Source organism: Micromonospora sp. WMMD736 (assembly GCF_049179015.1).
In the GTDB taxonomy this organism is placed as follows: Bacteria; Actinomycetota; Actinomycetes; order Mycobacteriales; family Micromonosporaceae; genus Micromonospora.
Genome location: NZ_JBMHMI010000001.1, coordinates 545,329 through 567,172 on the forward strand (window position 1 = coordinate 545,329; position 21,844 = coordinate 567,172).

The following is a 21,844-nucleotide window of genomic DNA, read 5'->3' on the forward strand; positions in this document are numbered from 1 at the left end:
TCGACAGGAGATAATCAGCCGATGAGCCAATCGGCGCCGGACAGGCGACTCGACGACGACCGGGCGGCTCGACTGGCCCGGGTCTGCGCGGACATCGCGCAGGTGGGCGACCTGCTCGGGCCGGAACCGGCCCGCGCCCTGACGCGACTGCGGGATCGGTCACTGACCGACCAGGGCGTGGACGCGGTGCTCGCCGAGGTGACCGAGTTGATGCGTGTCGGTGGCCTGGTCGGAGGTGACACCACCGTCCGGGGAGATCGTTACCTGCCGTTGGCCGGCATCCACGGCCGCCGCCCCGAGGTCGTCCAGGTGTGCCCCGGGGACCTGTGCGACCGGGTCGAGATCCCCCGGCCGGACGCCGAAGCGCCACACTGCGCCGTGTGGGACTGCCCACTGTCGACGTTCCGGATGGACCGGTGAACGCGCTCATCGCCTCGCTCGGCGGGAAGCTGGCAGAGCGGTGGCTCGCCGGACTGGCGCTGCCCGGTGTGGTGTTCGTGGCGATGGTCGCCGTGGCGGTGCGACTCGGCCACACCCACTGGTGGGACCTGCGGCTGCTGCGGCAGGAGGTGGACCGCCTCGCCCTCGGAGCACCGGCCCGGAGCACCGGGTCTGCCCTGCTGATCGTCCTCGGTGTCGTGCTGGGCGGTGTCGTCGCCGCGATGGCCGCGCAGAGCCTGGAGCGCCTGGTCGTGGCCCTGTGGACCCAGCACTGGGGCCGGGTCGGCGACGCGTTGACCCGCCGACGGCGACGCCGATGGAACACCGCCATGGACCGCTACGAAAACGCCCTTCGGGACAAGGCACGCCGGTTGCGCTCCGCCGACGGCGACGCCGGACCACTGCCGGACACCCAGGCGCTCGCCCGCGCCTGCGACCGCATCGCGGTGACCGAGCCGGACCGCCCGACCTGGATCGGTGACCGGATGCAGGCCACCGCGGTACGGGTGCGGGCCTGCTACGGCCTGGACCTGGCCGCCGCCTGGCCCCGGCTGTGGTTGCTGCTGCCCGAGGAGACCAGGGGACCGCTCGCCCTCGCACAGGCCGACTTCGCCGCCGCCGCCCGACGGGTGGGCTGGGGGCTGCTGTATGTGGTGCTCGGCCTGCTGTGGTGGCCCGCGGCGATCGTCGGCCTCGGGCTGTGCGTGGCGGGCTGGCGACAGGGCCGTGGCACGGTGTCCGTGCTGGCCGACCTGGTGGAGGCGGTGGTCGACCTGCACGCGCGCACCCTCGGTGCCGCGCTGGGACATCCCATCGATGGCACCTTCGGCCCGGCCGACGGCGAGGCGGTGACCCTCCTGCTGCGCAAGGACCGGTGAGTTCCGGGTCAGCTGCCGGCGGTCGGGACGGGTCTCCGTCGTCAGATGGCGGAACGGGAGGATCGTCGAGCAGGGTTCCCTACGCCGCCGACCTGATGCCGGCTGGCGACACTGGTCGGCCTCACCCAGTGACCGAACCGCCTCCACCACCGACGGCAGAAGCGGCAGGTGTCTCGCCAGGTCCTAGCGGATCACCGCGAGGCCGACCTGTTCCAGACCGAGGAACTCGATCAACTGGACCAGTTCGGCGTGGTCGGACCGATCGTCGTCGATGTCATGCGAGTCGAAGAAGACGTAGTAGCCGTCGGTCGGGTCGACGTGGCCGGAGTCCAGGCTCTGCCGCGCTGGTTCGTCCCTGATCGTGTACGCCCCGCGAGGCTGGTGGAGCAGGTGACATCCCCGCGGCCCCGATCGGGCCGGGGTTTCCGCGAACGTGAGATCCGGGCATGTATCCCGGTACTGCGGGAAGGGGAGAAGACAGCAATGTTGGTAACCGGTTATCTCGGCGCGGTGCTCATCGGCGCACTGGTCGGCCTGCTCGGCCGGCTCATCCTGCCGGGGCGGCAGCGGATCGGCATCTTCGCCACGTTCGTTCTCGGTGTCGGCTCGGCGGTGCTCGGCACCGTGGTCGCCAAGGCGCTGCACGTCGACGACGACGCCGGCGTGAAGGTGTGGGTGTTGCGCTGGGACTGGATCGTGCTCGCGATCCAGGTCGGCCTCGCGATCGTCGCCGTCGCGTTGGCGAACATGCTGACCTTCACTCGGCTGGCCGGCGGCGACGACACCCCTCGTCGGCGGCCCCGGCGCGCGAAGGCCAAGCGCGAGTCGTGACCGTGCCGTCGCGGGGCATCACGGACGGTGTCGCCTCGCTAGGCTCTGCGTCCATGCGTACCCTTCGGACGGTCCGTGCTCTCGTGGCGGTCACCGGCGTGACCACGATGCTCCTGATGCCCGTGCCCGCCTCGGCGGCCGAGGCCGGGGCGCTCACTCAGGTCGATGTGGCACCCGACGGCACCCCTGGCAACGGCGGTGTCGGTGGCTCCGACATCTCCGACGACGGCCGGTACGTCGCCTTCGCCTCCACCTCGGACAATCTCGTTCCGGGCGACACCAACGACAGCGCGGACGTCTTCGTCCGCGACACGCAGACCGGTGTCACCACCCTGGTCAGCGGCGGCCTGAACGGTCAGCCGGCCAACGACGGGATCGAGTACACGGCGGCGATCTCCGGCAACGGCCGGTACGTGGCCTTCACGTCGTACGCGTCGAACCTCGTGCCCGGTGACACCAACAACGAGCGTGACGTCTTCGTGCACGACCGCGAGACCGCGTCCACGACCCGGGTCAGCACGTTCGCGGGCGGGCGGCAGATCCGGGGCATCAGCAGCGGTGCCACCATCTCCGACAACGGTCGTTTCACCACTTTCATCGTCACCTCCTACAGCGGCGACCTGGACGACCAGGGTCGCTGGCTCTACGGGCAGGTGGCGTATGTGCACGACTCGGTGCTCGGCAGGACCACCCGGGTCACGGTGCAGGCCGACGGCGGCTCGGATCTCTCGGTGTACGAGGCCGTCGTGTCGGGCAACGGGCGGCGGGTGGTGTTCAGCGGGTCCGGCGGCTGGGTCGGTGACGGCGGGACGAGCACCGGCATCTTCGTCCACGACCTCTCGTCCGGTGCGACGGTCCGGGCCGACCTGCCCGCCACCGGCGAGGGCGGGTCCCCCGGCGGGGTGAACCCGAGCATCAGCAAGGACGGCACGAAGGTGTCGTGGGAGTCGTACGGGCCGTACGTGGCGGCGGACACCAACACGGCCACCGACATCTACGTCCGTGACCTGATCGCCGACACCACCGTCCTGGTCAGTGCCAACCGCGCAGGCACGGACGCCGGCGACAACCACAGCATGTCCGGCCAACTGGCCGCCGGCGGTCGTTACGTGTCCTTCTACTCCTGGGCCTCTGACCTGGCTCCACGCGACGGCAACGGCCTCTTGAGCGACGTCTTCGTACGGGACCTCAACACCGGCCGGACGACGGCGGTGAGCACCACCGCCGCCGGGGCGACCGGCAACGGCGAGAGCTTCGACGGCGTCACCTCGGCCAACGGGAGCCGGATCGTCTTCAGGTCCAACGCGACGGACCTGGGAGTCGACCCGGGCGACGGCCACCAACACCTTTTCGTGCGCTGCCTGCGCAACTGCTGACCGACGACGCCCACGGCCCGGCTTCGCGGCGGTGCCCGTTCGCCACGGACGAAGGGACCACTCGCCCGAGTGATCGCTTCGCTCTCCTGTGGGCTCAGGGCATCGTCGTCGGGTCGAGGAACAGCGTCGTGGCGTCGATGACGTCGTCGAAGTGCCCACCGTCGCCGGGGTAGTGGAACCCGTGTGTGGCGTCCTCGTACTCCAGGAGGGCGCACTCGTTGCCCGCGCGCGTCATCGCGTCGCGGAAGCGTCGCGCGGAGTCGACCGGCTCGACCTCGTCGCGGGTGCCGTGGTGGATCTGCGTCGGCGGACTGCCCGGCCGGACCCACTCGATCAGCGAATACTCGATCAGCCGGCCCGCGTCGAGGCCAACCTGCCGTTCCAGGCGGCGCTGCGCCTCGGGCGGGAGGACACCCAGGTCGAGTCCCGCCGGGTTGAGGGCGACCACGGCCGTGACGCCGGGCTCCGGTGTCGTGCGGGACGGCGCCAGGGCCGCCAGCATCGCCAGGTGAGCGCCGGCCGAGCTGCCGCCCGAGGCCAGTCGCGACGCGTCGAGCCCGCACGACGCGGCCAGCCGGCCGAACCGCGCGACCGCGCGCCGGACGTCGGCGAGGCAGTCGTCGATGCTGGTCGCGCCCCGGTCGAGCAGCCGGTACCCGGCCGACACCGCGAGGATTCCCCGCGACGCGAGTGCCCGGCAGTGCGGGGCGAGGCCGTCGGGCGATCCGCGGCGCAGGGCACCGCCGTGGAAGAGGACGATGCCGGCGCGTGGCGGTGTGCCCTCGGCCGGCTCGAAGACCAGCAGAGGCAGCTCGCTGCCATCGGCGGCTTGGTACGAGGTCGAGGAGCTACGACAGGTCCCCGGCATGACGGCATCCGATCTCGGCCGCATGCCCTAGGCGTCCGCGATGGCCCTGAGCGCCGCGTCGAGCGCCTGGTCGGCCGGCACGGGTACGTCGGGAACCACTCCGACGCCCTCCCAGTTGGTGCCGGTGACGCTGTTGATGGTCCGGGCGGTCGGGACCGTCACCAGGATGTGCTCGGTGACCGCGTGACGGTCCGTCGGATGCGCGCCGCCCCGGGTCGTCTCCCCGATGACGACGGCCCGACCGTGCGCCTGGAGGGTGTACGCGACGTCCTCACCCCCGGAGAACGTCGACGCGCTGGTGAGCACGAAGACCGGACGGTCCAGGTAGCGCGGCGCGGGAAGGTGCGCGGCGGTCCAGAACTGTCGGGTGGCGCCGGTGGACCGCTCGTAGAAGTCGTTGAGGTGCACCTGGTCGTCGCGGAAGAAGTAGCTGCACCACATCGCGGCTCCCTCCGGCGCTCCGCCGGAGCACGCGCGCAGGTCCAGGATGAGCGCCGAGCTGAGGGCGACCAGCTGCATGGCCGCGCCGATGGCGCTGGCCCCCTCGTCGGCGTACGCGATGCGCCGCACGTCGATGAGCCCGACGGTGGCGTCCACCTGCTCGACCCGGCGGATGCCCTGGTTCTCCGTCCGGAGCAGCGCGAGGAACGCCGCCTTGCCCCCGTCCTCGTCGGCGGGATCCAGCGACTGTGGCTGCTCCGACCACAGCAGCCGCAGATGCTTGTCCGGGCACGCCTGCTGCAGGTGAGCGGTCACCGCCGCGCAGAGTGCAGGCCCGTCCAGGTCGTCGTACTCACCGGCCGCGAGGCGACGCCGGATCGTGGCGTCGATGTCCGCGACCTTCGCCGGAAAGACGTACCCTGCCTCGATCCGATCCAGGGCCCGTCTGATGATCTCTTCGTTGGACAGCACGGCGGGCCACGATAGACGGCGGGCCGGTCGTTGGCGAGCGGGTTTCGCGCCGGACCAGGTTCCGCACGGGCTCAGGGGCGCGGCAGGATGCCCACGAGCTGCGTGATGATCGCGATGCGCAGGGCTGTCGGCGGGTCGATGTGGTAGATCGCGAGCGCCGGCTCGGACTCGTAGACGGCGAGCAGGCTCGGCGGCGGCGTGCTGTAGGCGGAGAACGCGCCGGCCACGAGGAGGACCTGAAGGCAGAAGAGGTCGGCGCGGTCGCCGACCTCGGGCAGGTGCCGCCGGATGAGGCCGGCCATCACCGCGAGGTTGGCCAGTGACGCCCGCTTGTGTCGGCGGGCCGCCTCGACCGAGACGTTGTGTTCGAGCACCCCACCCTGCGCGCCGAAGAGATCGCAGAGCACCGTCTGGGCGGCGAGCGATCGACTGAGCACGTCGGCCACCTGCTCGGCCCGCTCCGGTGCGGACCCGCTCGGGTCGATGCCCTGGGCCAGTTCCTGGTCCAGTTCGGCCAGCCACGTGGTCGTCCGGTCGTCCAGGAGGTCGAGCAGTACCGCCTCGCGGGACTCGAAATAGCGCAGCACCGCTGTCTTGGCCAGGCCGACCCGCCGGCTCAGCTCGTTGAGGGTCACGTCGGCCACCGGCATCTCGTCGAGCATTGCCGAGGTCGTCTCCAGGATCGCCTGGCGACGGACCGCGCGCTGCTCCTCGCTGCGCGCCCGTTGGAAGGTCATGCGTCAACCCTAACTTAGGTACCGGCGGTCCCTTGACAGGGTACCGCCGGTACATTAGCGTTCCCGACATAACTTACCGGCGGTACCTTGGGAGCCTGAGATGAAGTGGACCGAGCAGCAGATTCCGCGCCAGGACGGCCGGGTGGCCGTGATCACCGGTGCCAACACCGGCCTGGGCTTCGAAACCGCCCGACTCCTCGCCGAGCGGGGGGCCTCGGTCGTGCTGGCCGTGCGCGACACCGAGAAGGGCAAGCGCGCCGCCGCCCGGATGAGCGGCGACGTCTCCGTACAGGAACTGGATCTGACCTCGCTGGATTCGGTGCGCGCCGCCGCCGCCGGGCTGCGCGCCAGCCATCCCCGGATCGACCTGCTGATCAACAACGCCGGCGTCATGTACACGCCGAAGCAGACCACCCGCGACGGCTTCGAGATGCAGTTCGGCACCAACCACCTGGGCCACTTCGCGTTCACCGGCCTGCTGCTCGACCTGCTGCTGCCGGTGCCCGGCTCCCGGGTGGTCACGGTCAGCAGCGTCGGGCACCGCATCCGCGCCGCCATCGGATTCGACGACCTGCAGTGGGAACGGTCGTACAACCGGGTCGCCGCCTACGGCCAGTCGAAGCTCGCCAACCTGATGTTCACCTACGAGTTGCAGCGCCGGCTCGCCCCACACGGCACCACCGTCGCGGTGGCCGCGCACCCCGGCGTCTCCGACACCGAACTGGCGCGCAACTCCCCGGCGTTCGTCCGCGTGCCGCTCACCGTGCTCGCCCCGGTACTCACCCAGCCCGCCGCGGCGGGCGCTCTGCCCAGCCTGCGCGCCGCCACCGACCCGTCCGTCCTCGGCGGGCAGTACTACGGCCCCGACGGCCTGGGCGAGGTGCGCGGCAACCCGAAGTTGGTCACGTCGAGCCCTGAGTCGTACGACCTGGCCGTGCAGCAACGCCTCTGGGCCGTCTCGGAAGACCTCACCGGTGTGCGGTTTCCGGTCGGCCGGTCGGCCGCCGCAGCCTGACCGTGTCGAACGGCAGGTGAGCTCGTCGCGGCACGCCAGTCCTCGGGTCTCTGCCCTGGCGACGTCAGCGTGCCGTGACGCTCGTTCCTCGGCCGAGCTGCCACGACGCCGCAGGCCAGGCCGTGATGAAACCGGCGATCAACCCGATCTGGCCGGCGAACCAGAACGTGGGGTTGTCGAGCCGCAGGTGCGGTTCCGGGAAGACCATGTGGTGCGCCAGCGTCAGCCACGCGAACAGTGCCACCTCGAACGCGGTGATGGTCACCAGTTCCACCTTCACGACGGTCGCCAGCGCGCGCCAGACCTGCGCGAGGCTGCGACGAGGGCCCTCGAATAGCCGGAAGAGAACAGCGATCGTCACCGCCATCAGGTAGTCGCCGACGTAGTCGATCCACAGCGCGCTGCGGGGAAGGTCGAATCCGTACAGGGCGACCTCGGCGACGACGAAGCCGAGAGCGCAGTGCGCGCCACAGCGGGACACCTGGGTCACGATGGTGCCGCGGTGGGGCCGATCCCTCTGCGGCGGAGGCGCGAGCGACTCGGGCCTACCCCAGTTCCAGTAGAGGCGGACGGCCACCGGGCCGACGTACAGCACGGTGACCAGCCAGACGATCTCCATGACCCTGGCTGGCTGACGGTGCCCGTAGACGTAGGTGTCGACGAGGACGATCACGAAGCTGACGACACCGACCGCGAGCGAGACCCAGGCGAGCGTCGAGAGCCAGGTCGGCTGCATTCTCGGCCCCTTCCAACCGACGCCTCGGCGCTTCGCGGCGGAACGTGAAGGGGGTCAACTGACTGCCGACGGCAGCTCACAGTCTCCCATCTCGCACCCACCCGTACCGGTGGATCGGGGCTCTCGTCGCGCGGGCCGCGCCCCCGGTCACGGGGGATTCGGCTCACTCTGCGCGGGGATCCGCCGGGCACGCCGGCAGCGCAGCGTGGGAGAAGAAGAAGCCACCGCATCGATGCGGAGTGATGACCGTGAACCAGAGCGCCGAAGCATCGCAGCCACCACCGGCGTGGGCGCGCCGAGCCGGTCACGTGGCGTGGATCGCGCCCGTGCTGGGCTTCATCCCGCTGCACGTCCCCTGGATCCTCGGCATTCCGCTGTTCGCACACGCCGAACCGTTCGAGGAGTGGTACCACGGTCGCGGGCCGGGCGTCGGGGATCATCCCGTCGACGGGTTCCTCGGCCTGCCGGCGGGCGCGTTCTACCTGGGCCTGCTGTGCGTCCTCGCCGCGCTCGGGGGAGTGCTGGCGCTCGGTCTGATCAGCGACTGGGGGCGTACCTTTCCGCGGTGGGTGCCGTGGTTGCGCGGCCGCCGGGTGCCGCCGTGGGTGCCGCTCACGCCGACGGTGCTGGGCTCCGCCCTTATGATCGGCTACGCGGTGACCCTGCCCTGGCAGTTCGCCGCCGACCTCTCCGAAACCAGCGAGCAGGACATCTTCACCCCGACGGGTGTCCTGATCGGCCTTCCGCTGCTCCTGGCCTGGGCGATCGCGTTGCCGCTGGCCGGGTGGTCCTACTACCGGCGTACGCGGGCGCCCCGCTGACGGTCCGGGGCGTCAGCTGCTGAAGTCGACGGCGGCGAGCGTGGCGCGGCGGTGCGTGGCGAGGTGTTCGGCCTGCACGGCGATGGCGTCGCGCGTGCCGGCCGACATTTTGCCCCAGGGCTGGACCGCGACCGTGAACGCCCTGCCGGACTTGCGGGGACGCCAGGTGCCGACGATCTCGCCGTCGACGAGGACCGCGCCGGGCCGACCCAGCACCGGCCACAGCTCCTTGACCCGGGCGGCGTCCGGTGCGAGCGTCGCGCGGTCCTTCGCCTGAAGGAACAGGTCGAACGGGCCGAGCAGGCGGGTCGCGCGGACCTCGGCCGACGTCAGGGCCTCCTCGTCGGCGGCCAGCAGCGAGCGTGTCTCGCCGTCGACCGTCACGTCGACCACATCGTCGGGCCAGCGGGCCTTCACGTCCTTGACCGGGGCGTCGAGATAGTCGGCCACCTGTTTCGGAGTGGCCGGGCCGAGCAGCCGAAGGTACGCGCGGACGAGGTCGAACCGGTCACCAGGGGCGGACGCCTTGCGGAACCCGGTGATGCGCCGCAGCACCGGAGGTGAGGTGTCGAGCTGCAACTCCAGACCGGCCCGCGCGGCGGCCAGCCGGAAGGGCATCTCGTAGAGGTGCGTGGCGTCGCACGGCCGGCAGAACCGCAGGTACGGCTCGGGCAGCATGGTCGCCAAACGGCCGGAGACGTCCCCCTTGACCGTCGGGCCGGTGACGATCGCCCGCATGCCGGCGGCCACCTCGTCGAGGGCGGCGAGGTTGCCGATGCCGGCGGCCTTCAACGGCTTCGCCGCGTCGTAGACGCGCTTGCCGGCGTCGGCGTCGGAGAACGGCTCGACGGCGGCCACGACGTGCCCGACGTCGGCCCGGCGATAGAGGTGCGGAGCACCTCGTACCGTCCACAGCAGGACCACGTCGGCGTCGGACAGGGCGGTCACGTCGACGCCACGGACGGCCAGGGCCCAGCGGGCGCCGTCCGGTCCGGTGTTCTGCACGCCGATGTCCAGGACGGCGGTGTCGGCGAGCGTGCCCGTGTCGCGGTCCAGCTGCTGCGCGCGGGCGCGGAACGTCATCACCTGGCGACGATCGACCATGAGTGCACCTTAGTGGTGGCCCGGCGGGCCAGACGCCGCTCGATTCACCGCGAGCAACCCTTGGCTCAACAGCGCGGCCAGGCGTCGACGCATGAATCACACTTCCTCGCGGCAGCAGGAAACCTCTGGGGCACTACGGATCTAACGAGTGGTCATCGGCGGGCGGCACGGTGGTGCCCGGCGCGGGGGCGTGGCTGCTGCGCGGGCGCGCCTCGAATTCGACCTACGTCCGTGGCCTGCGATGGTCGGTAGGGCCGCCGACGCTCCGGCCACCATGCTCCGGGGCGTCGGCGGGTCGGTGTGTCAGCGGTCCGTGCCGTCGAGGGCGGCGACCTCGCGTACGGCCTGGGCGACGGTCGCGAAGTCCTTCTTGAGGATGGCGCCGTGGTTGCTGGCGACCTTTGCGTAGACTCGGATGTTCGGGTTGCGCGCGGTCACCGCGTCGAGGCTGGCCCGGATGCGTTCCTGCTCGTCGCCCTTGCTGCCGAGGGACGTTCCCGAGGCGACCACGTACCGCACCGGGACGGTGATGCCGTCCAGCACCGGACCCAGTTCGCGTTCCCGGGAGAGCCGGCCCAGCTCGATGTTGCTCTCCGCCTGCTGGTCGGCGCTCATGCGCGGGGTCAGGCCGGTCGGCCGCAGCAGCGGCGTGAACCAGCCCATGCGCCGGAACAGCTTGCGGATCCGCTGCTCCATGGCGTCGTCCAGCCAGTCGTGCGGGTACGCGCCGTCGACCAGCACCGCGCCGATGGTGCGGTCGGGGTTGCGGTGAGCCCAGTGGGCGGCGACGACGGCCCCGTACGACCAGCCGACGAGCAGAGCCCGCTGGACGCCCCGGGCCGCGAGGACGGCGTCGACGTCCCGCACGGCCGCCTCGAAGGAGTAGTCCGCCGAGCGTCCCGACTTCCTGCCGCGCGCCCGCTCGTCGTAGGTGATGTGCCGCCATCGGGTGCCCAGGTCGGCGAGGACCTGCCGCCAGTACCCCTGGGTGGCGAACTGGCCGTTGAGGTAGAGCACCGGCACGCCGGTGCCGCCGGTGTCGGTGACGGCCAGGGCGGTGTCGTCGACCGGCACCATGCCGGTCCACAGCGAAGGGGTGGGGGAGGGGTTGGGCGTCGTCACGGTCGTACTCCTTGTGGGGTTGGGGTATCAGAGGCTGCGGGCGGTGATGTCGCCGCGCGCGGTGGTGGCGTGGATGTCGAGGTCGGCGCTGCCGTGGTTGACCAGGGCGTTGCTGACCCGCCCGTGCGTGGTGCCGGCGTCCAGGGCGGCCGAGACGCCGCTGGCGGCGGCGACCGAGATGTCGCCGGACTGGGTACGCAGCACGACCCGGCCGCGCGTTGCCTGCGCGACGAGGATGTCGCCCCGCGTGGTGCTGATCTCGGCGGGGCCGTTGAGCCGACCGACCTCGACGGTGCCGTCGACCGCGGTGAGGCGCATGCTCGCCGCCTCGTCGACCTTGATGTGGCGGTACGCGCCGTCCACGGTGACGTCGCCGAGGCGGCCCACGCCGCGCAGCTCGGCGCTGGCGGCCCTGACCTCGACCCGCGAGTCGGTGGGCAGTTGGACGGTGACCTCCAGCGAGCCGGTGGCGCCCAGGAGTTGGTTGGCGGGGGGCGCGGTGGTGACCCGCAGGACGCCGTCGGCGTACCCGATGGTGGTCTGCTCGGCGGCCCGGATGTCGCCGCTGCGGCCGGCGTCGGCGGGCCGGACCTCGACGGTGGTGTCGGCGCGGTCGGCGGCGATGACCTGGACGCGCCCGGCGGGGATGTCCAGGACGGCGGCGATGGGGGCGGGGGTGGCGAAGCTCTGCACGGCGTTCTCCGATGCTCGTTCCGGTCTTTCTGACATCGGAAACGCTACGTTGCTTTCAAAATCAAGGCAACAAACAAGTTGCATTAAAAACGAGTAATGGCTGCTCAAGCGCCTAAAAGAGTTGCAACGATCCTGCTGATAAAGCAACGATGGTGGGTGGCGTCATTGCAATAGACTGACGGTGAACGCTATGGTGGCGGGGTCGCGCAGGATGACCATCACCGAGGAGACCACCGTGCCGGGAGGCAGGCTCACCCAGCAGGAACGTCAGCAGATCGCGTCGGGCTTGGCCGACAGCCTCCCGTACGCCGAGATCGCCCGGCGTCTCGACCGTCCGACCTCGACCGTCACCCGCGAGGTGCTGCGCAACGGCGGCCCGAACGGCTACCGCGCCGACCTCGCCCACCGTGCCACCGAACGCCGCGCCCGCCGGCGCACGCCCGCCGCCACCCGGACCGGTGAGTCGGTCCCGCAGCCGCACGGCCGCGATGCCGAGGCCGTCGCCGAGTACGAGGAGGTGTTCACCACCGTCCTCATGGCATCCGGCCTGAACAAGATGGGGGCCCGGGTGCTGACCTGCCTGTTCACCACCGACACGGGCAGCCTCACCGCGGCGGAGCTGGCCCGGCGCCTGCACGTCAGCCCGGCGTCCATCTCCAAGGCGATCAGCTTCCTGGAGGGTCAGAGCCTCGTGCGCCGGGAGCGCGACGAGCGCCGCCGTGACCGCTACGTCGTCGACACCGAACTGTTCTACCAGGCGACGATCGCCAGCGCCCGGGCGAACGACCAGCTCTCCGCGACGGCACGCCAGGGCGTCGCCGTCCTCGGCCCGCACACCCCGGCCGCCGCCCGCCTGGAGAACGTCGCCCGCTTCCTCGACTTCATGAGCGAGAGCATCACCCGTGCCGCCGAACAGGCCCGCGCCGTCCTGCACACGAACTAGTTCCGGTCCGGGCGGTGCCGGGCGTACGCGTCGACGCGTCCCCAGCGTCCGGGGATGTCCAAGAGCGCGATCCGGTCGAAGGCGGACGGCAGCGCGGGATTCACCGCCAGGTGTTCCTCGTGCGGGTCGAGGCCGAGCAGGGTGCGCAGCAGCAGCATCGGCGCTCCGCTGGACCACGCCTGCGGACTGCCGGCGGTGGGATACCGGACCGGGTACCGGGTGGTGCTGCGGTCGAAGCCGCCGAACGCCTCGGGCAGCCGCCCCTGGAAGTAGGTCGCCGCCGACAGGATGCCCTCGGCGATCCGGCCCGCCTCGGTGGGGAACCCGTAACGGCGCAGGCCCCACGCGATGAACGAGTTGTCGAACGGCCAGACGGTGCCGTTGTGGTAGCCGAGTGGGTTGTAGCGGCTCTGCCCGGCGGCGAAGGTCCGCACGCCCCAGCCCGAGAAGAGCGCCGGACCCATCAGGTGCTCGACCACCCGTGCGGCCCGGTCGGGCGCCACGATGCCACTCCACAGCAGATGCCCGATGTTCGAGGAGAGGCTGTCCACGGGCGTGCCGTCGTGGTCGAGCGCGAGGGCGTAGTAGCCGCGGTCCTCCAGCCAGAAGTCCCGGTTGAAGCGCTCGTACAGCGCCGCCGCCTCCCGTTCCAGCCGCTCGGCGTAGGCCGGGTCGCCCCAGAAGGCACGCGCCAGCCGAGCCCCGCGGAGCTTGGCGTCGTAGGCGTACCCCTGGACCTCGCACGTTGCCCTCGGGAACCCGGGCAGCCGGCCGTCGGCGTAGGAGATGCTGTCCCAGGAGTCCTTCCAGCACTGGTTGTCCAGGCCGGTGGCCCGGTTGCGGCGTTGGTACCAGACGTAGCCGGTCGAGGTCAGGTCCGCGTACGCGTCGATCCAGTTCAAGGCCGCGCGGGCCTCCTGCTCCAACTCCATCACCAACGCGGTGTCGCCGCTCCACCGCTCGTACTCGTCGAGCAACACCACGAACAGCGGCGACGCGTCGACCGTCCCGTAGTAGGGGGAGTGCGGCTGCTCCTCGAACGCGGCCGACTCCCCGTAGCGCAGCTCGTGCAGGATCCGGCCGGGATCCTCCTCCAGCACGTCGTCGGTCCGGGCACCCTGGAGCGAACCGAGGATCCGCAGTGTCGGCGGGGCCAACGACGGTGTGACGGGCAGGGTCTGTAGGCAGGTCAGCAGGCTGTCGCGACCGAACAGGGTCATGAACCAGGGCAGCCCGGCCGCGGGTACGGCAGCGCCGCTGAGCGACAGCGGCGCGAAGCGCAGCGCCGCGAGGTCCACCAGGCTGCGGTGGTACACCTGTTGGAGGGTGGCGCTCTCGGTATCCAGCGTCGGCGCCTGCGCCACCCACTCGCGCACGCTGTCCGGCAACGTCGACTCGCTCGGGCGCTGGGCCCGCAGGGCGGCGCGCAGGTCGACGCCGTCCGGTCGCAGCGCCCGCATGACCACCCGCAACCGGGTGTCCCACTGCTCCCCGGGTCGCAGCCGCACCGCGAACCGCAGGCCGCGCGCGTCGATGGTGGCCGACTCGCTCGTCGACACGACGACCTCACGCCGGTACGTCCCGCGCCGATAGCCCACCCGCAACTCGTTCGGCTCGACGTCGGTGTAGTAGCTGCCCGCCTTGTCCTGGATGTCGAACTTGATCTCGAAGATGTCGGCGAAGTCCGCCTCCACCTCCAGTCGTACGTCGAGGTCGACCATGCTCTGGCCGTAGTTGAAGATCGTCAGGGTCTCGGTCAGGTCCGGGCCGATGCGTCGCCGCCGGATCGCGGACACGTCCGCCTCCACGTAGTCGACAGCCCCGCCCGGCACCACGAAGAACGTGACCTCGTAGTACTGGCTGTCGTCCACCGACAGGGCGGCCAACCGTTCGCCGTTGACGGTGAGCACCCAGCGGGACAGGAAGCGCGTGTCGGCGGCGAACAGCCCCACCGGTGTGGCGGGCGAGGACTCCACGTCGCCACTGGCGTCCGACACGATGAAGGTGTTGCCGTCGATGCACGACACCGTGCCCGGGATGTCCCTCACGGCGCACTGGTCGCCGTCGGTCGATCCGCCTCCGAGTCCCCCTCGGCCGCGCGGGGAAACAGCCGCCCGAGACGCAGCGCCAGGGAGAGGTCGCCGTCGACCAGGATCTCCCCGCGCTCGATCGCCGCAAGCCCGTTCACCTCGCCGCGCGCCATCGCCTCGGCCACCTGCGCCGACACCCGGATGACGGTGCTGGCCGGGTCTCCGCTCTGCGACACCTGGAGCTTGCCGTGGTCGATGACCAGGAGCCACTGCTCCAGCTCGTCCCCGTCGGAGATGTCGAAGCGCACGCTTCCGCACACCTTGCTGAATCGCGGATCCTGGCACGCGCCGGCCAGCCGCGCGAAGAAGTCGCTGGTCGCCGTCGTCATCTCACCTCCCTGGCAAAAGCGGACGACGGCTACCCGCTGCGAAGCGTCGCTAACGCTCCGGCCGGCGGAATTGACGTATCGCCACGGCGGGCGTACCGCTTACGGGAACGCCTGGCGGCGTCTGCGGGCGTTGCGCCTGCCCGCCGACCCGAGCGGCAGACTCGGGCCGGCGGCGGGCGCGCGCTTCGCCCGGTTGCTGGAGCAGGCCGGGCGGGACGAGCCCGTCACCTGGACCGATGACGGGCCACGTCCCGAGGAGCCGAGTTCGTGGCGGGACGGGTTGGGCTGCCTGGCGGCGGCGGTGATCGGCGTGGTGCTGGTGGCGCTGTGCGTGGTCGGCCTGGTCACCGTGCTCCGGTGGGTTCTCTAGTCCAGGTCGAAGTCGACCACGACCGGCGTGCGCCGGACCCGCAGCGGGGTCGCGGCGTCGAAGCCGGCGGCGTCGCGGTGCCACACCGGCTGGGCGTACGAGCAGTCGCAGCGCAGCTTCACCCGCTGCCCGGGGAGCAGGCGCAGGGCGTACCCGCTGCCCACGTCCACGACGCCGGCCAGGTCCCCGGTCGCCGCGTCGAACGCGAGCACCTGCGCGTAGGTGAGCAGTTCGTCGACGCGTACCGCCCCGCTGACCGGGGTGCCGGCGGGCAGCGCCTGGTTGAGGGTAACCGTCTGGTGCGCACGCACCCGCACGCCGCGCGCCTGCGCCCGGGTGCCCACCCCACCGGACCAGACGGTGGCGAACCCGCCCGCGGCGAACTGCACCGGCCACTCGTACGGTCCGAGTCCCGTGATCGTGTAGCGGCCGTTCTCGTCGGTGGTGGGCCCGTGGTCGTCGTACTTGGGGTCCGGCACGTACGGCACCACCATCACCAGCGCTCGCGGTAGCGGCGCGCCCGTCGCCGCGTTGGTCACCACCCCGACGATCGTGCCCGGCGGATCGAGCCGGATGGCGGGTGCGCTGGTCACCGTGCCGGCCCGGACCCGGACCACGGACGCGCGCTCGCGCTCACCGGTGCCGCCGTGCCGCCCGACCCACTGCCAACCGTGCCGCGTGGTGTCGTAGGGGCGCACGAGCAGCCGGTACTCCCCGGGGGCGACGTTGTCGGCCACCAGGTTGCCCTGCTCGTCGGCACAGCCGCCGTACCGGCCGAGTTGGTCCTGGCCGAGGGTGACCGCCGCCAGCGCCGCGGCGTCGGTGGGCACGAGCGCCGCGCAGGCCCGGGGCACCGGCGCGCCGGTGGCCGCGTCGCGCACGACGGCGCGGACGCCGCCGGGCGCGGGCGCGGGATCGGGGGTACGCGCCACCGCGGGATCGGCGGCCGTCACGACGAGCAGCGCGATGGCGGTGGTGGTGGTCAGTTGGCGCAGGAGGTTACGGCTCACGGGCATGCTCCTCGCGGCGACGGGACGTGGGGTGAGCCGACCGTAACGGTCCGCACTTGATCTAAATCGGTCAATGTCGTGATGCTGACTGAAGGTGGTGGGCGTACTGCGGGTTCCGGGGTTCTGCCCGAACCGGGCGCACAGCCCACAACGAGCGCATACCGTCACCAGGGTGGATGCCGCTGCCCGCCGGAGCGGCGGCGACGCCTACCGGAAGGGACCGGACATGAGCCGTGTCGAGACCGTGCTCCTGCCCGAACTGGACGAGCCGGCGTCGCCGGTCCTGCCGCGCGCCCTCGGCCTGCTGAGCCTGGCCCTGGGCGTGGGCGCGCTGGCCGCGCCCCGACCGCTCGCGCGACTGACCGGGGTGGACGACTCCCCGGCGGCGCAGGCGGTCATCGGGGCCGTCGGCGCACGCGAACTGGTACACGCCGTCGGCCTGCTCTCCGGTCGCCGGCCCACCGGCTGGACGTGGACGCGGGTGGCCGGTGACGCGCTCGACCTCACCCTGCTGGGCCGGGCGATGGTCGACCGGCGCGGTGAGCGACGCCGCCGCCTGGCGTTGACCACCGCCGCGATCGCCGGCATCGCCGCCCTGGACGTCGGCGCCGCGATCGCCGCCGGTCGGGCCCACCGCGCCCGTGCTCGGATGATCCGGATGGAGATCGCCGTGACGGTCAACCGGTCGCCCGCCGAGGCGTACCGGTTCTGGCGGGACATGGAGAACCTGCCCCGGTTCATGGCGCACCTGGAGTCCGTACGCGCCGACGACCTGCGCATCTCGCACTGGGTCGCCCGTGCACCGGCCGGTCGCCGCGTCGAATGGGACGCCGAGATCATCGACGATCAGCCGAACAGGTCGATCACCTGGCGGTCGCTGCCCGGTAGTCGGGTGGCGAACGCCGGTCGGGTCGCGTTCGTACCCGCGCCGGGTGACCGCGGCACCGAGGTCCGGGTGCAACTGCGCTACGCGCCACCGGCGGGCGCGCTCGGCCGGGCCGTGGCGAAGCTCTTCGGCGAGGAGCCCGAGCAGCAGGTCCGCGACGACCTGCGCCGGTTCAAGCAGCTGCTGGAGGCGGGCGAGGTGGTCCGCTCCGAGGGCAGCCCGAACGGCATCTCCGTACGCCAGCAGGCCATGCAGCGGCCCGCGCAGCCGCTGCCGACGTCCCGTCGTTGACCGCTTCTTGAAGGGGCGAAGGAATGAAGGCCACCGCCTGGATGGGCACCGACACCGTCAAGGTGATCGACGTACCCGATCCGACGATCATGAATGCCCGGGACGCCATCGTACGGGTCAGCACCACCGCGATCTGCGGCTCCGACCTGCACCTCTACCACGGCTACATCCCCGCCATGCGCAAGGGCGACATCCTCGGCCACGAGTTCATGGGCGAGGTGGTCGAGGTCGGTCCGCAGGTCCGCAACCTCAAGCCCGGCGACCGGGTGGTGGTGCCGTTCCCGATCGCCTGCGGGCACTGCTCCTCCTGCCAACGCGGCCTCTACTCGGTGTGCGAGAACTCCAACCCGAACGCCGGCATCGCCGAGAAGGTCATGGGTCACTCGCCGGCCGGCATCTTCGGCTACTCCCACCTGCTCGGCGGGTACGCCGGCGGCCAGGCCGAGTACGCGCGGGTGCCGTTCGCCGACGTCGGCCCGCTCAAGGTGCCCGACGAGATCCCCGACGACCAGGCCGTCATGCTCGCCGATGTCTTCCCGACCGGTTACATGGGCGCCGAGATGTGCGACATCAAGCCCGGACAGGTCATCGCGATCTGGGGCGCGGGGCCGGTGGGCCTGCTCGCCGCGGCCAGCGCCCGGCTGCTCGGCGCGGAGCGGGTGATCGTCATCGACCGGTACCCGTACCGGCTGCGGCTCGCCGCCGAACACGCCGACGCCGAGACGATCAACTACGAGGACGTCGACGTGCTGGACACCCTCAACGAGATGACCGCCGGTCGGGGCCCCGACGCGTGCATCGACGCGGTCGGTCTGGAGGGCCACCACGGCAACTCCGCGATGTACGCGTACGACCGGGCCAAGCAGGCCACCCGGACCGAGACGGAACGGCCGTTCGCGTTGCGCGAGGCGATCCTGGCCTGCCGATCCGGGGGAGTGGTGTCGGTCGTCGGCGCGTACGGCGGCTTCGTCGACAAGTTCCCAATGGGCGCCTTCATGAACCGCTCACTGATCATGCGGACCGGCCAGTGTCACGTGCAGCGCTACACGCGCCCGCTGCTGGAGCGCATCCAACGCGGCGAGATCGACCCGAGCTTCATCGTCAGCCACCGCATGCCGCTGCGCGACGCCCCCAAGGGCTACAAGACCTTCCAGAAGAAACAAGACAACTGCACCAAGGTCCTCCTCACGGTCTGACCGCCCTCCAGCCCCCGCGCTCGCCCCGCCCCGCTCCGGTCCCCGCGATCTTGCACTTTCGATGACGACGAAGGTGGCATATCAACCCAAATCGGCAACCAAGAGTGCAAGATCGGCGGCGGGAGGGGGGTGTGTTTGCGGTCCGTGGGCTCGGGAAGGCGGGTCGTTCGTTCCGGAGACGGGAGGGAGCGGGTCAATGGAGTACGAGCAGATGATCGCGACCGTACGACAACGCGGAGGACTCGGGGAGAACGAGGCCGTGCGCTCGGTGCAGGCCGTCCTGTCGGTGCTCGGCGAACGACTCGCCGGACAGGAGGCCGACAACCTGGCGGCACAGTTGCCCGACCGGTTGAACGCGTCCGTCACCCGGAACCCGCAGGGCCGCCGGTGGGACGTCGGCGACTTCCTGAAGCACGTGGGTGACCGGGAGCAGGTCGCGAACGCGGACCAGGTGCGCGAACACGCCCGGGTCGTGCTGAGCACCGTCGCCGACGCGCTCGACGACGACGACCGTAACGACCTGCTGGCCCAGTTGCCCGGCGGCATCACCGACCTGTTCGGCGTACCCACCCCGCGCGGCTGAGCGTCGCGGCGCGCTGCCAGCGGCCGGCGGGCGCGGGCAGGCCGACCCGGCGCAACTCGGTCAGGGGATCGGCCACTCGTGTACCGGCCGGTTGCTGTGCATCAGCTCCACGTAGTGCCGTACCACCTCGCGTAGCGCCTCCGGCCGGTCCAGATGGTCGGCGGACTCCAGCCGGTGCAGCGTCGCCACCTGCCAGGTGGCGCCGTTGCGGTTGGTCAGGCAGCGCTGCTCGATGACGCCCAGCAGGCGGTCCCGTTCGGCCGGGTCGAGGCCCCAGCGGTCCAGGCCGTGGTGCGCCATCGGCAGCAGCCGGCGCAGCACCAGCTCGGTGACCGGCAGGTAGCCCAGGCCGGGCCAGAAGACCTGTGCGTCGATGCCGTGCCGGGCGCAACTGGTGAAGTTCTCCTCGGCGGCGCTGAACGACATCTGCGACCACAACGGCCGGTCCGACTCGGCCAGGGCGCGGACCAGTCCGAAGTAGAACGCGCCGTTGGCGATGGTGTCCAGCACGGTCGGCCCGGCCGGCAGCACCCGGTTCTCCACACGCAGGTGCGGCCGGCCGCGCGACACGTCGTACACCGGGCGGTTCCAGCGGTAGATCGTGCCGTTGTGCAGCCGCAGCTCGGCGAGGTTGGGCACCTCGCCGGCCGCCAGGGTCTGCGCCGGGTCCTGCGGGTCGCAGACCGGCAGCAGCGCCGGGAAGTAGCGGACGTTCTCCTCGAACAGGTCGAAGACGCTGGTGATCCAGCGTTCGCCGAACCAGACTCTGGGGCGTACCCCCTGGGCCTTTATCTCTTCCGGCCGGGTGTCGGTGGCCTGCTGGAACAGCGGGATCCGGGTCTCGCGCCACAGCTCCCGACCGAACAGCAGCGGCGCGTTCGCGCCGAGCGCCACCTGGATGCCGGCGACCGCCTGGGCGGCGTTCCAGTAGTCGGCGAACTGCGCCGGGCTGACCTGGAGGTGGAACTGGGTGCTGGTGCAGGCCGCCTCCGGGGTGATCGTGTCGGCGGTGACCGCCAGGCGCTCCACCCCGGAGATGGCGATCGGCAGGTCCTCGCCGCGTGCCGCGAAGATCTGCTCGTTGAGCAGCTTGTAACGCGGGTTGGCCGAGAGCGTCTCGGCGGTGAGGTGCTCGGGACGCAACGTCGGCAGGATGCCGATCATGACCATGTGCGCGCCGACCGTGCGGGCCTTCTGCTCGGCGGCGTTGAGGCTGGCCCGCACGTGCTCCTCGAAGCCGGCGGTGCCGGTGCCGGTCAACCGGCGCGGCGGCACGTTGATCTCGATGTTGAACTGGCCCAGCTCGGTCTGGAAACTCGGATCCTCGATGGCCGCCAACACGTCCGCGTTGCGCATGGCCGGATTCGACGCCTCGTCCACCAGGTTCAGCTCGATCTCCAGCCCCGTCATCGGCCGGTCGATGTCGAACCGCGACTCCCGCAGCATCTCTGCGAAGACATCCAGGCAGTTGCGCACCTTTTCCCGGTAGCGGGCCCGATCCTCCCGACTGAAGGTCCGTACGCCGACGTCTTCGCCCATGGTCACCGCCCTGTCACCGCTGGTTCCCCCTAACCTCGCACGCGGCCGTGCGGGCGGGGAAGACCCGAGGGTCCTTTCCTACCCAGTGGCGGGCTCCGTGACCCCTGTCGCACGGTGCGTGGTCGGCGAGGGCGCGAACCGCCGGCACCGCTAGCATTGCCGGATGCGCGAGAAGGTGACCCGGCTGTTCGTCGTGGCGGCGATCGCCGAGGCCTGCTCCTGGCTGGCCCTGCTGGCCGGGATGGCCGTCAAGTACGGTCCGCCCGGCAACGAGCTGGGCGTCAAGATCTTCGGCCCGATTCACGGCGGCCTGTTCATCGCGTACGGGCTGCTGGTGCTCGCGGTGGCCCGGCTGCGCCGCTGGCGCCTGCCGGTGACCGTCGTGGCGCTGGCCTGCGCCGTGCCGCCGTTCGCCACCCTGATCTTCGAACGCTGGGCACAGCGCCGGGGCATGCTCGGCACCGCCGACCAGCCGACCCGCGAGCCCACCCCGGTCGGCTGACCCGCGCTCAGGTCAGCGCGGAGCAGGCCACGACGCCGGCCAGCAGCAGAGCGCCGATCATCGCCTGCAACAGCAGCGGCGGTCCCAGGTGCGACCAGAGGGTCGCGGTGCGTGGGGTGAGCAACTGGCCGGTGGTCAGGTTGACGATCCGCTCGATCCGCGGCGGCAGCTCCGGGTCGCGCTGCGGGCGGAGGGTGAGCTGCACCTGGTCGGCCGGGTGCAGGGCGCTCTGCGGCAGGTGCCCGTGCAGCTCGACCTCGCAGAGCTGACCGGCGGTGTTCCGCAGGCGAACCGGGGTGACCAGGTACTCCGGGCCCTGCTTCAGCTCCTTCCAGCGGCGACGGGTGCCACCGCCGCCGAAGGAGAACAACGCGCGCAGCAGCAGGGCCGGCAGCCGGGCGAACGCGGCCGCGGCGAGCACCGCGACCAGCACCGGCTGACCGACGCGTATCTCGCGGGTGTAGCCGTCGAGCAGGCGGATGAGCCGTCCGGTGACGATTCGCTCCGTCGGGTGCACGATCCGCCGGGTATCGAGTCCGCTGTCCATGGCCACCACCGAGAGTCCGCTTGT

General features: G+C 71.4%; 24 protein-coding genes. 12 read left to right on the forward strand and 12 right to left on the reverse strand.

Translation table 11 applies throughout. The features are described from left to right. Positions 1-21 precede the first annotated feature (21 nt). The 4 genes from ACN269_RS02235 (at position 22) to ACN269_RS02250 (ending at position 3,526) form a co-directional block, all read left to right on the forward strand. Positions 22-420, forward strand: a complete 399-nt coding sequence (locus ACN269_RS02235; protein ID WP_421470756.1) for a hypothetical protein — start codon at positions 22-24, stop codon at positions 418-420. Then, positions 381-1,319, forward strand: coding sequence for a hypothetical protein (locus ACN269_RS02240; protein ID WP_421470757.1), 939 nt, complete (start codon positions 381-383; stop codon positions 1,317-1,319). The genes ACN269_RS02235 and ACN269_RS02240 overlap by 40 nt, the downstream gene beginning before the upstream one ends. A 168-nt stretch (positions 1,320-1,487) precedes the next feature. Beyond that, positions 1,488-2,150 (forward strand): GlsB/YeaQ/YmgE family stress response membrane protein, encoded by a 663-nt coding sequence (locus ACN269_RS02245; RefSeq protein ID WP_421470758.1) that lies wholly within the window; start codon positions 1,488-1,490, stop codon positions 2,148-2,150. 53 nt (positions 2,151-2,203) lie between these two features. After that, the gene (locus ACN269_RS02250; protein ID WP_421470759.1) at positions 2,204-3,526 is read left to right on the forward strand and encodes a hypothetical protein; all 1,323 of its coding nucleotides are present in this window, start codon (positions 2,204-2,206) and stop codon (positions 3,524-3,526) included. A 94-nt stretch (positions 3,527-3,620) separates the two neighbouring features. On the opposite strand, the gene ACN269_RS02255 is transcribed toward ACN269_RS02250, so the two are convergent. The 3 genes from ACN269_RS02255 to ACN269_RS02265 all read right to left on the reverse strand — a co-directional run bounded on the left by ACN269_RS02255 (position 3,621) and on the right by ACN269_RS02265 (position 6,043). Further along, entirely contained in the window at positions 3,621-4,394 is a 774-nt protein-coding gene (locus tag ACN269_RS02255) for an alpha/beta hydrolase (protein WP_421470760.1), read from the reverse strand. Positions 4,395-4,421: 27 nt separating this feature from the next. Continuing rightward, a complete protein-coding gene (locus ACN269_RS02260) occupies positions 4,422-5,306 on the reverse strand; it encodes a S41 family peptidase (protein WP_421470761.1) in 885 nt (294 codons plus the stop codon). Positions 5,307-5,377: 71 nt separating this feature from the next. Further along, the gene (locus tag ACN269_RS02265) at positions 5,378-6,043 is read right to left on the reverse strand and encodes a TetR family transcriptional regulator (protein WP_421470762.1); all 666 of its coding nucleotides are present in this window, start codon (positions 6,041-6,043) and stop codon (positions 5,378-5,380) included. Between the two features lie 100 nt (positions 6,044-6,143). On the opposite strand from ACN269_RS02265, the gene ACN269_RS02270 reads away from it, so the two are divergent. Next, positions 6,144-7,058, forward strand: coding sequence for an SDR family NAD(P)-dependent oxidoreductase (locus ACN269_RS02270; protein ID WP_421470763.1), 915 nt, complete (start codon positions 6,144-6,146; stop codon positions 7,056-7,058). 64 nt (positions 7,059-7,122) lie between these two features. On the opposite strand, the gene ACN269_RS02275 is transcribed toward ACN269_RS02270, so the two are convergent. Further along, entirely contained in the window at positions 7,123-7,794 is a 672-nt protein-coding gene (locus tag ACN269_RS02275) for a DUF4396 domain-containing protein (protein WP_421470764.1), read from the reverse strand. Positions 7,795-8,036: 242 nt separating this feature from the next. Here ACN269_RS02275 and ACN269_RS02280 point away from each other — a divergent pair, with 242 nt between their 5' ends. Continuing rightward, entirely contained in the window at positions 8,037-8,615 is a 579-nt protein-coding gene (locus ACN269_RS02280) for a hypothetical protein (RefSeq protein WP_421470765.1), read from the forward strand. 12 nt (positions 8,616-8,627) lie between these two features. On the opposite strand, the gene ACN269_RS02285 is transcribed toward ACN269_RS02280, so the two are convergent. The 3 genes from ACN269_RS02285 to ACN269_RS02295 all read right to left on the reverse strand — a co-directional run bounded on the left by ACN269_RS02285 (position 8,628) and on the right by ACN269_RS02295 (position 11,570). Next, on the reverse strand, positions 8,628-9,719 hold the full coding sequence (locus ACN269_RS02285) for a winged helix DNA-binding domain-containing protein (protein WP_421470766.1): 1,092 nt from the start codon (positions 9,717-9,719) through the stop codon (positions 8,628-8,630). 303 nt (positions 9,720-10,022) lie between these two features. Further along, positions 10,023-10,841, reverse strand: a complete 819-nt coding sequence (locus ACN269_RS02290; RefSeq protein ID WP_421470767.1) for an alpha/beta fold hydrolase — start codon at positions 10,839-10,841, stop codon at positions 10,023-10,025. A 27-nt stretch (positions 10,842-10,868) separates the two neighbouring features. Next, a complete protein-coding gene (locus ACN269_RS02295) occupies positions 10,869-11,570 on the reverse strand; it encodes a DUF4097 family beta strand repeat-containing protein (RefSeq protein ID WP_421470768.1) in 702 nt (233 codons plus the stop codon). Between the two features lie 199 nt (positions 11,571-11,769). Between ACN269_RS02295 and ACN269_RS02300 the strand changes: the two genes are divergently transcribed. Next, positions 11,770-12,477, forward strand: coding sequence for a helix-turn-helix domain-containing protein (locus ACN269_RS02300; RefSeq protein ID WP_421476170.1), 708 nt, complete (start codon positions 11,770-11,772; stop codon positions 12,475-12,477). Here ACN269_RS02300 and ACN269_RS02305 read toward each other — a convergent pair. Continuing rightward, entirely contained in the window at positions 12,474-14,516 is a 2,043-nt protein-coding gene (locus ACN269_RS02305) for a glycogen debranching N-terminal domain-containing protein (protein WP_421476172.1), read from the reverse strand. The genes ACN269_RS02300 and ACN269_RS02305 overlap by 4 nt on opposite strands. Before the next feature lie 5 nt (positions 14,517-14,521). Next, positions 14,522-14,896, reverse strand: a complete 375-nt coding sequence (locus ACN269_RS02310) for an SCP2 sterol-binding domain-containing protein (RefSeq protein WP_421470769.1) — start codon at positions 14,894-14,896, stop codon at positions 14,522-14,524. Positions 14,897-14,966: 70 nt separating this feature from the next. On the opposite strand from ACN269_RS02310, the gene ACN269_RS02315 reads away from it, so the two are divergent. After that, the gene (locus ACN269_RS02315; RefSeq protein ID WP_421470770.1) at positions 14,967-15,266 is read left to right on the forward strand and encodes a hypothetical protein; all 300 of its coding nucleotides are present in this window, start codon (positions 14,967-14,969) and stop codon (positions 15,264-15,266) included. Here ACN269_RS02315 and ACN269_RS02320 read toward each other — a convergent pair. Further along, entirely contained in the window at positions 15,263-16,276 is a 1,014-nt protein-coding gene (locus ACN269_RS02320) for a carboxypeptidase regulatory-like domain-containing protein (protein ID WP_421470771.1), read from the reverse strand. The two genes, ACN269_RS02315 and ACN269_RS02320, sit on opposite strands and share 4 nt — an antisense overlap. A 226-nt stretch (positions 16,277-16,502) precedes the next feature. On the opposite strand from ACN269_RS02320, the gene ACN269_RS02325 reads away from it, so the two are divergent. The 3 genes from ACN269_RS02325 to ACN269_RS02335 all read left to right on the forward strand — a co-directional run bounded on the left by ACN269_RS02325 (position 16,503) and on the right by ACN269_RS02335 (position 19,232). After that, the gene (locus tag ACN269_RS02325) at positions 16,503-17,453 is read left to right on the forward strand and encodes an SRPBCC family protein (RefSeq protein WP_421470772.1); all 951 of its coding nucleotides are present in this window, start codon (positions 16,503-16,505) and stop codon (positions 17,451-17,453) included. Positions 17,454-17,476: 23 nt separating this feature from the next. Continuing rightward, positions 17,477-18,649: a zinc-dependent alcohol dehydrogenase gene (locus ACN269_RS02330; RefSeq protein ID WP_421470773.1), complete on the forward strand. Its 1,173-nt coding sequence runs from the start codon at positions 17,477-17,479 to the stop codon at positions 18,647-18,649. Positions 18,650-18,845: 196 nt separating this feature from the next. Then, a complete protein-coding gene (locus ACN269_RS02335) occupies positions 18,846-19,232 on the forward strand; it encodes a DUF2267 domain-containing protein (protein WP_421470774.1) in 387 nt (128 codons plus the stop codon). Positions 19,233-19,292: 60 nt separating this feature from the next. On the opposite strand, the gene ACN269_RS02340 is transcribed toward ACN269_RS02335, so the two are convergent. Further along, positions 19,293-20,771, reverse strand: coding sequence for a glutamate--cysteine ligase (locus tag ACN269_RS02340; protein ID WP_421470775.1), 1,479 nt, complete (start codon positions 20,769-20,771; stop codon positions 19,293-19,295). A gap of 163 nt (positions 20,772-20,934) precedes the next feature. Between ACN269_RS02340 and ACN269_RS02345 the strand changes: the two genes are divergently transcribed. Further along, the gene (locus ACN269_RS02345; RefSeq protein WP_421470776.1) at positions 20,935-21,273 is read left to right on the forward strand and encodes a DUF3817 domain-containing protein; all 339 of its coding nucleotides are present in this window, start codon (positions 20,935-20,937) and stop codon (positions 21,271-21,273) included. Between the two features lie 7 nt (positions 21,274-21,280). Here ACN269_RS02345 and ACN269_RS02350 read toward each other — a convergent pair whose 3' ends face one another. Next, positions 21,281-21,829, reverse strand: coding sequence for a hypothetical protein (locus tag ACN269_RS02350; RefSeq protein ID WP_421476174.1), 549 nt, complete (start codon positions 21,827-21,829; stop codon positions 21,281-21,283). Positions 21,830-21,844: the final 15 nt, after the last annotated feature.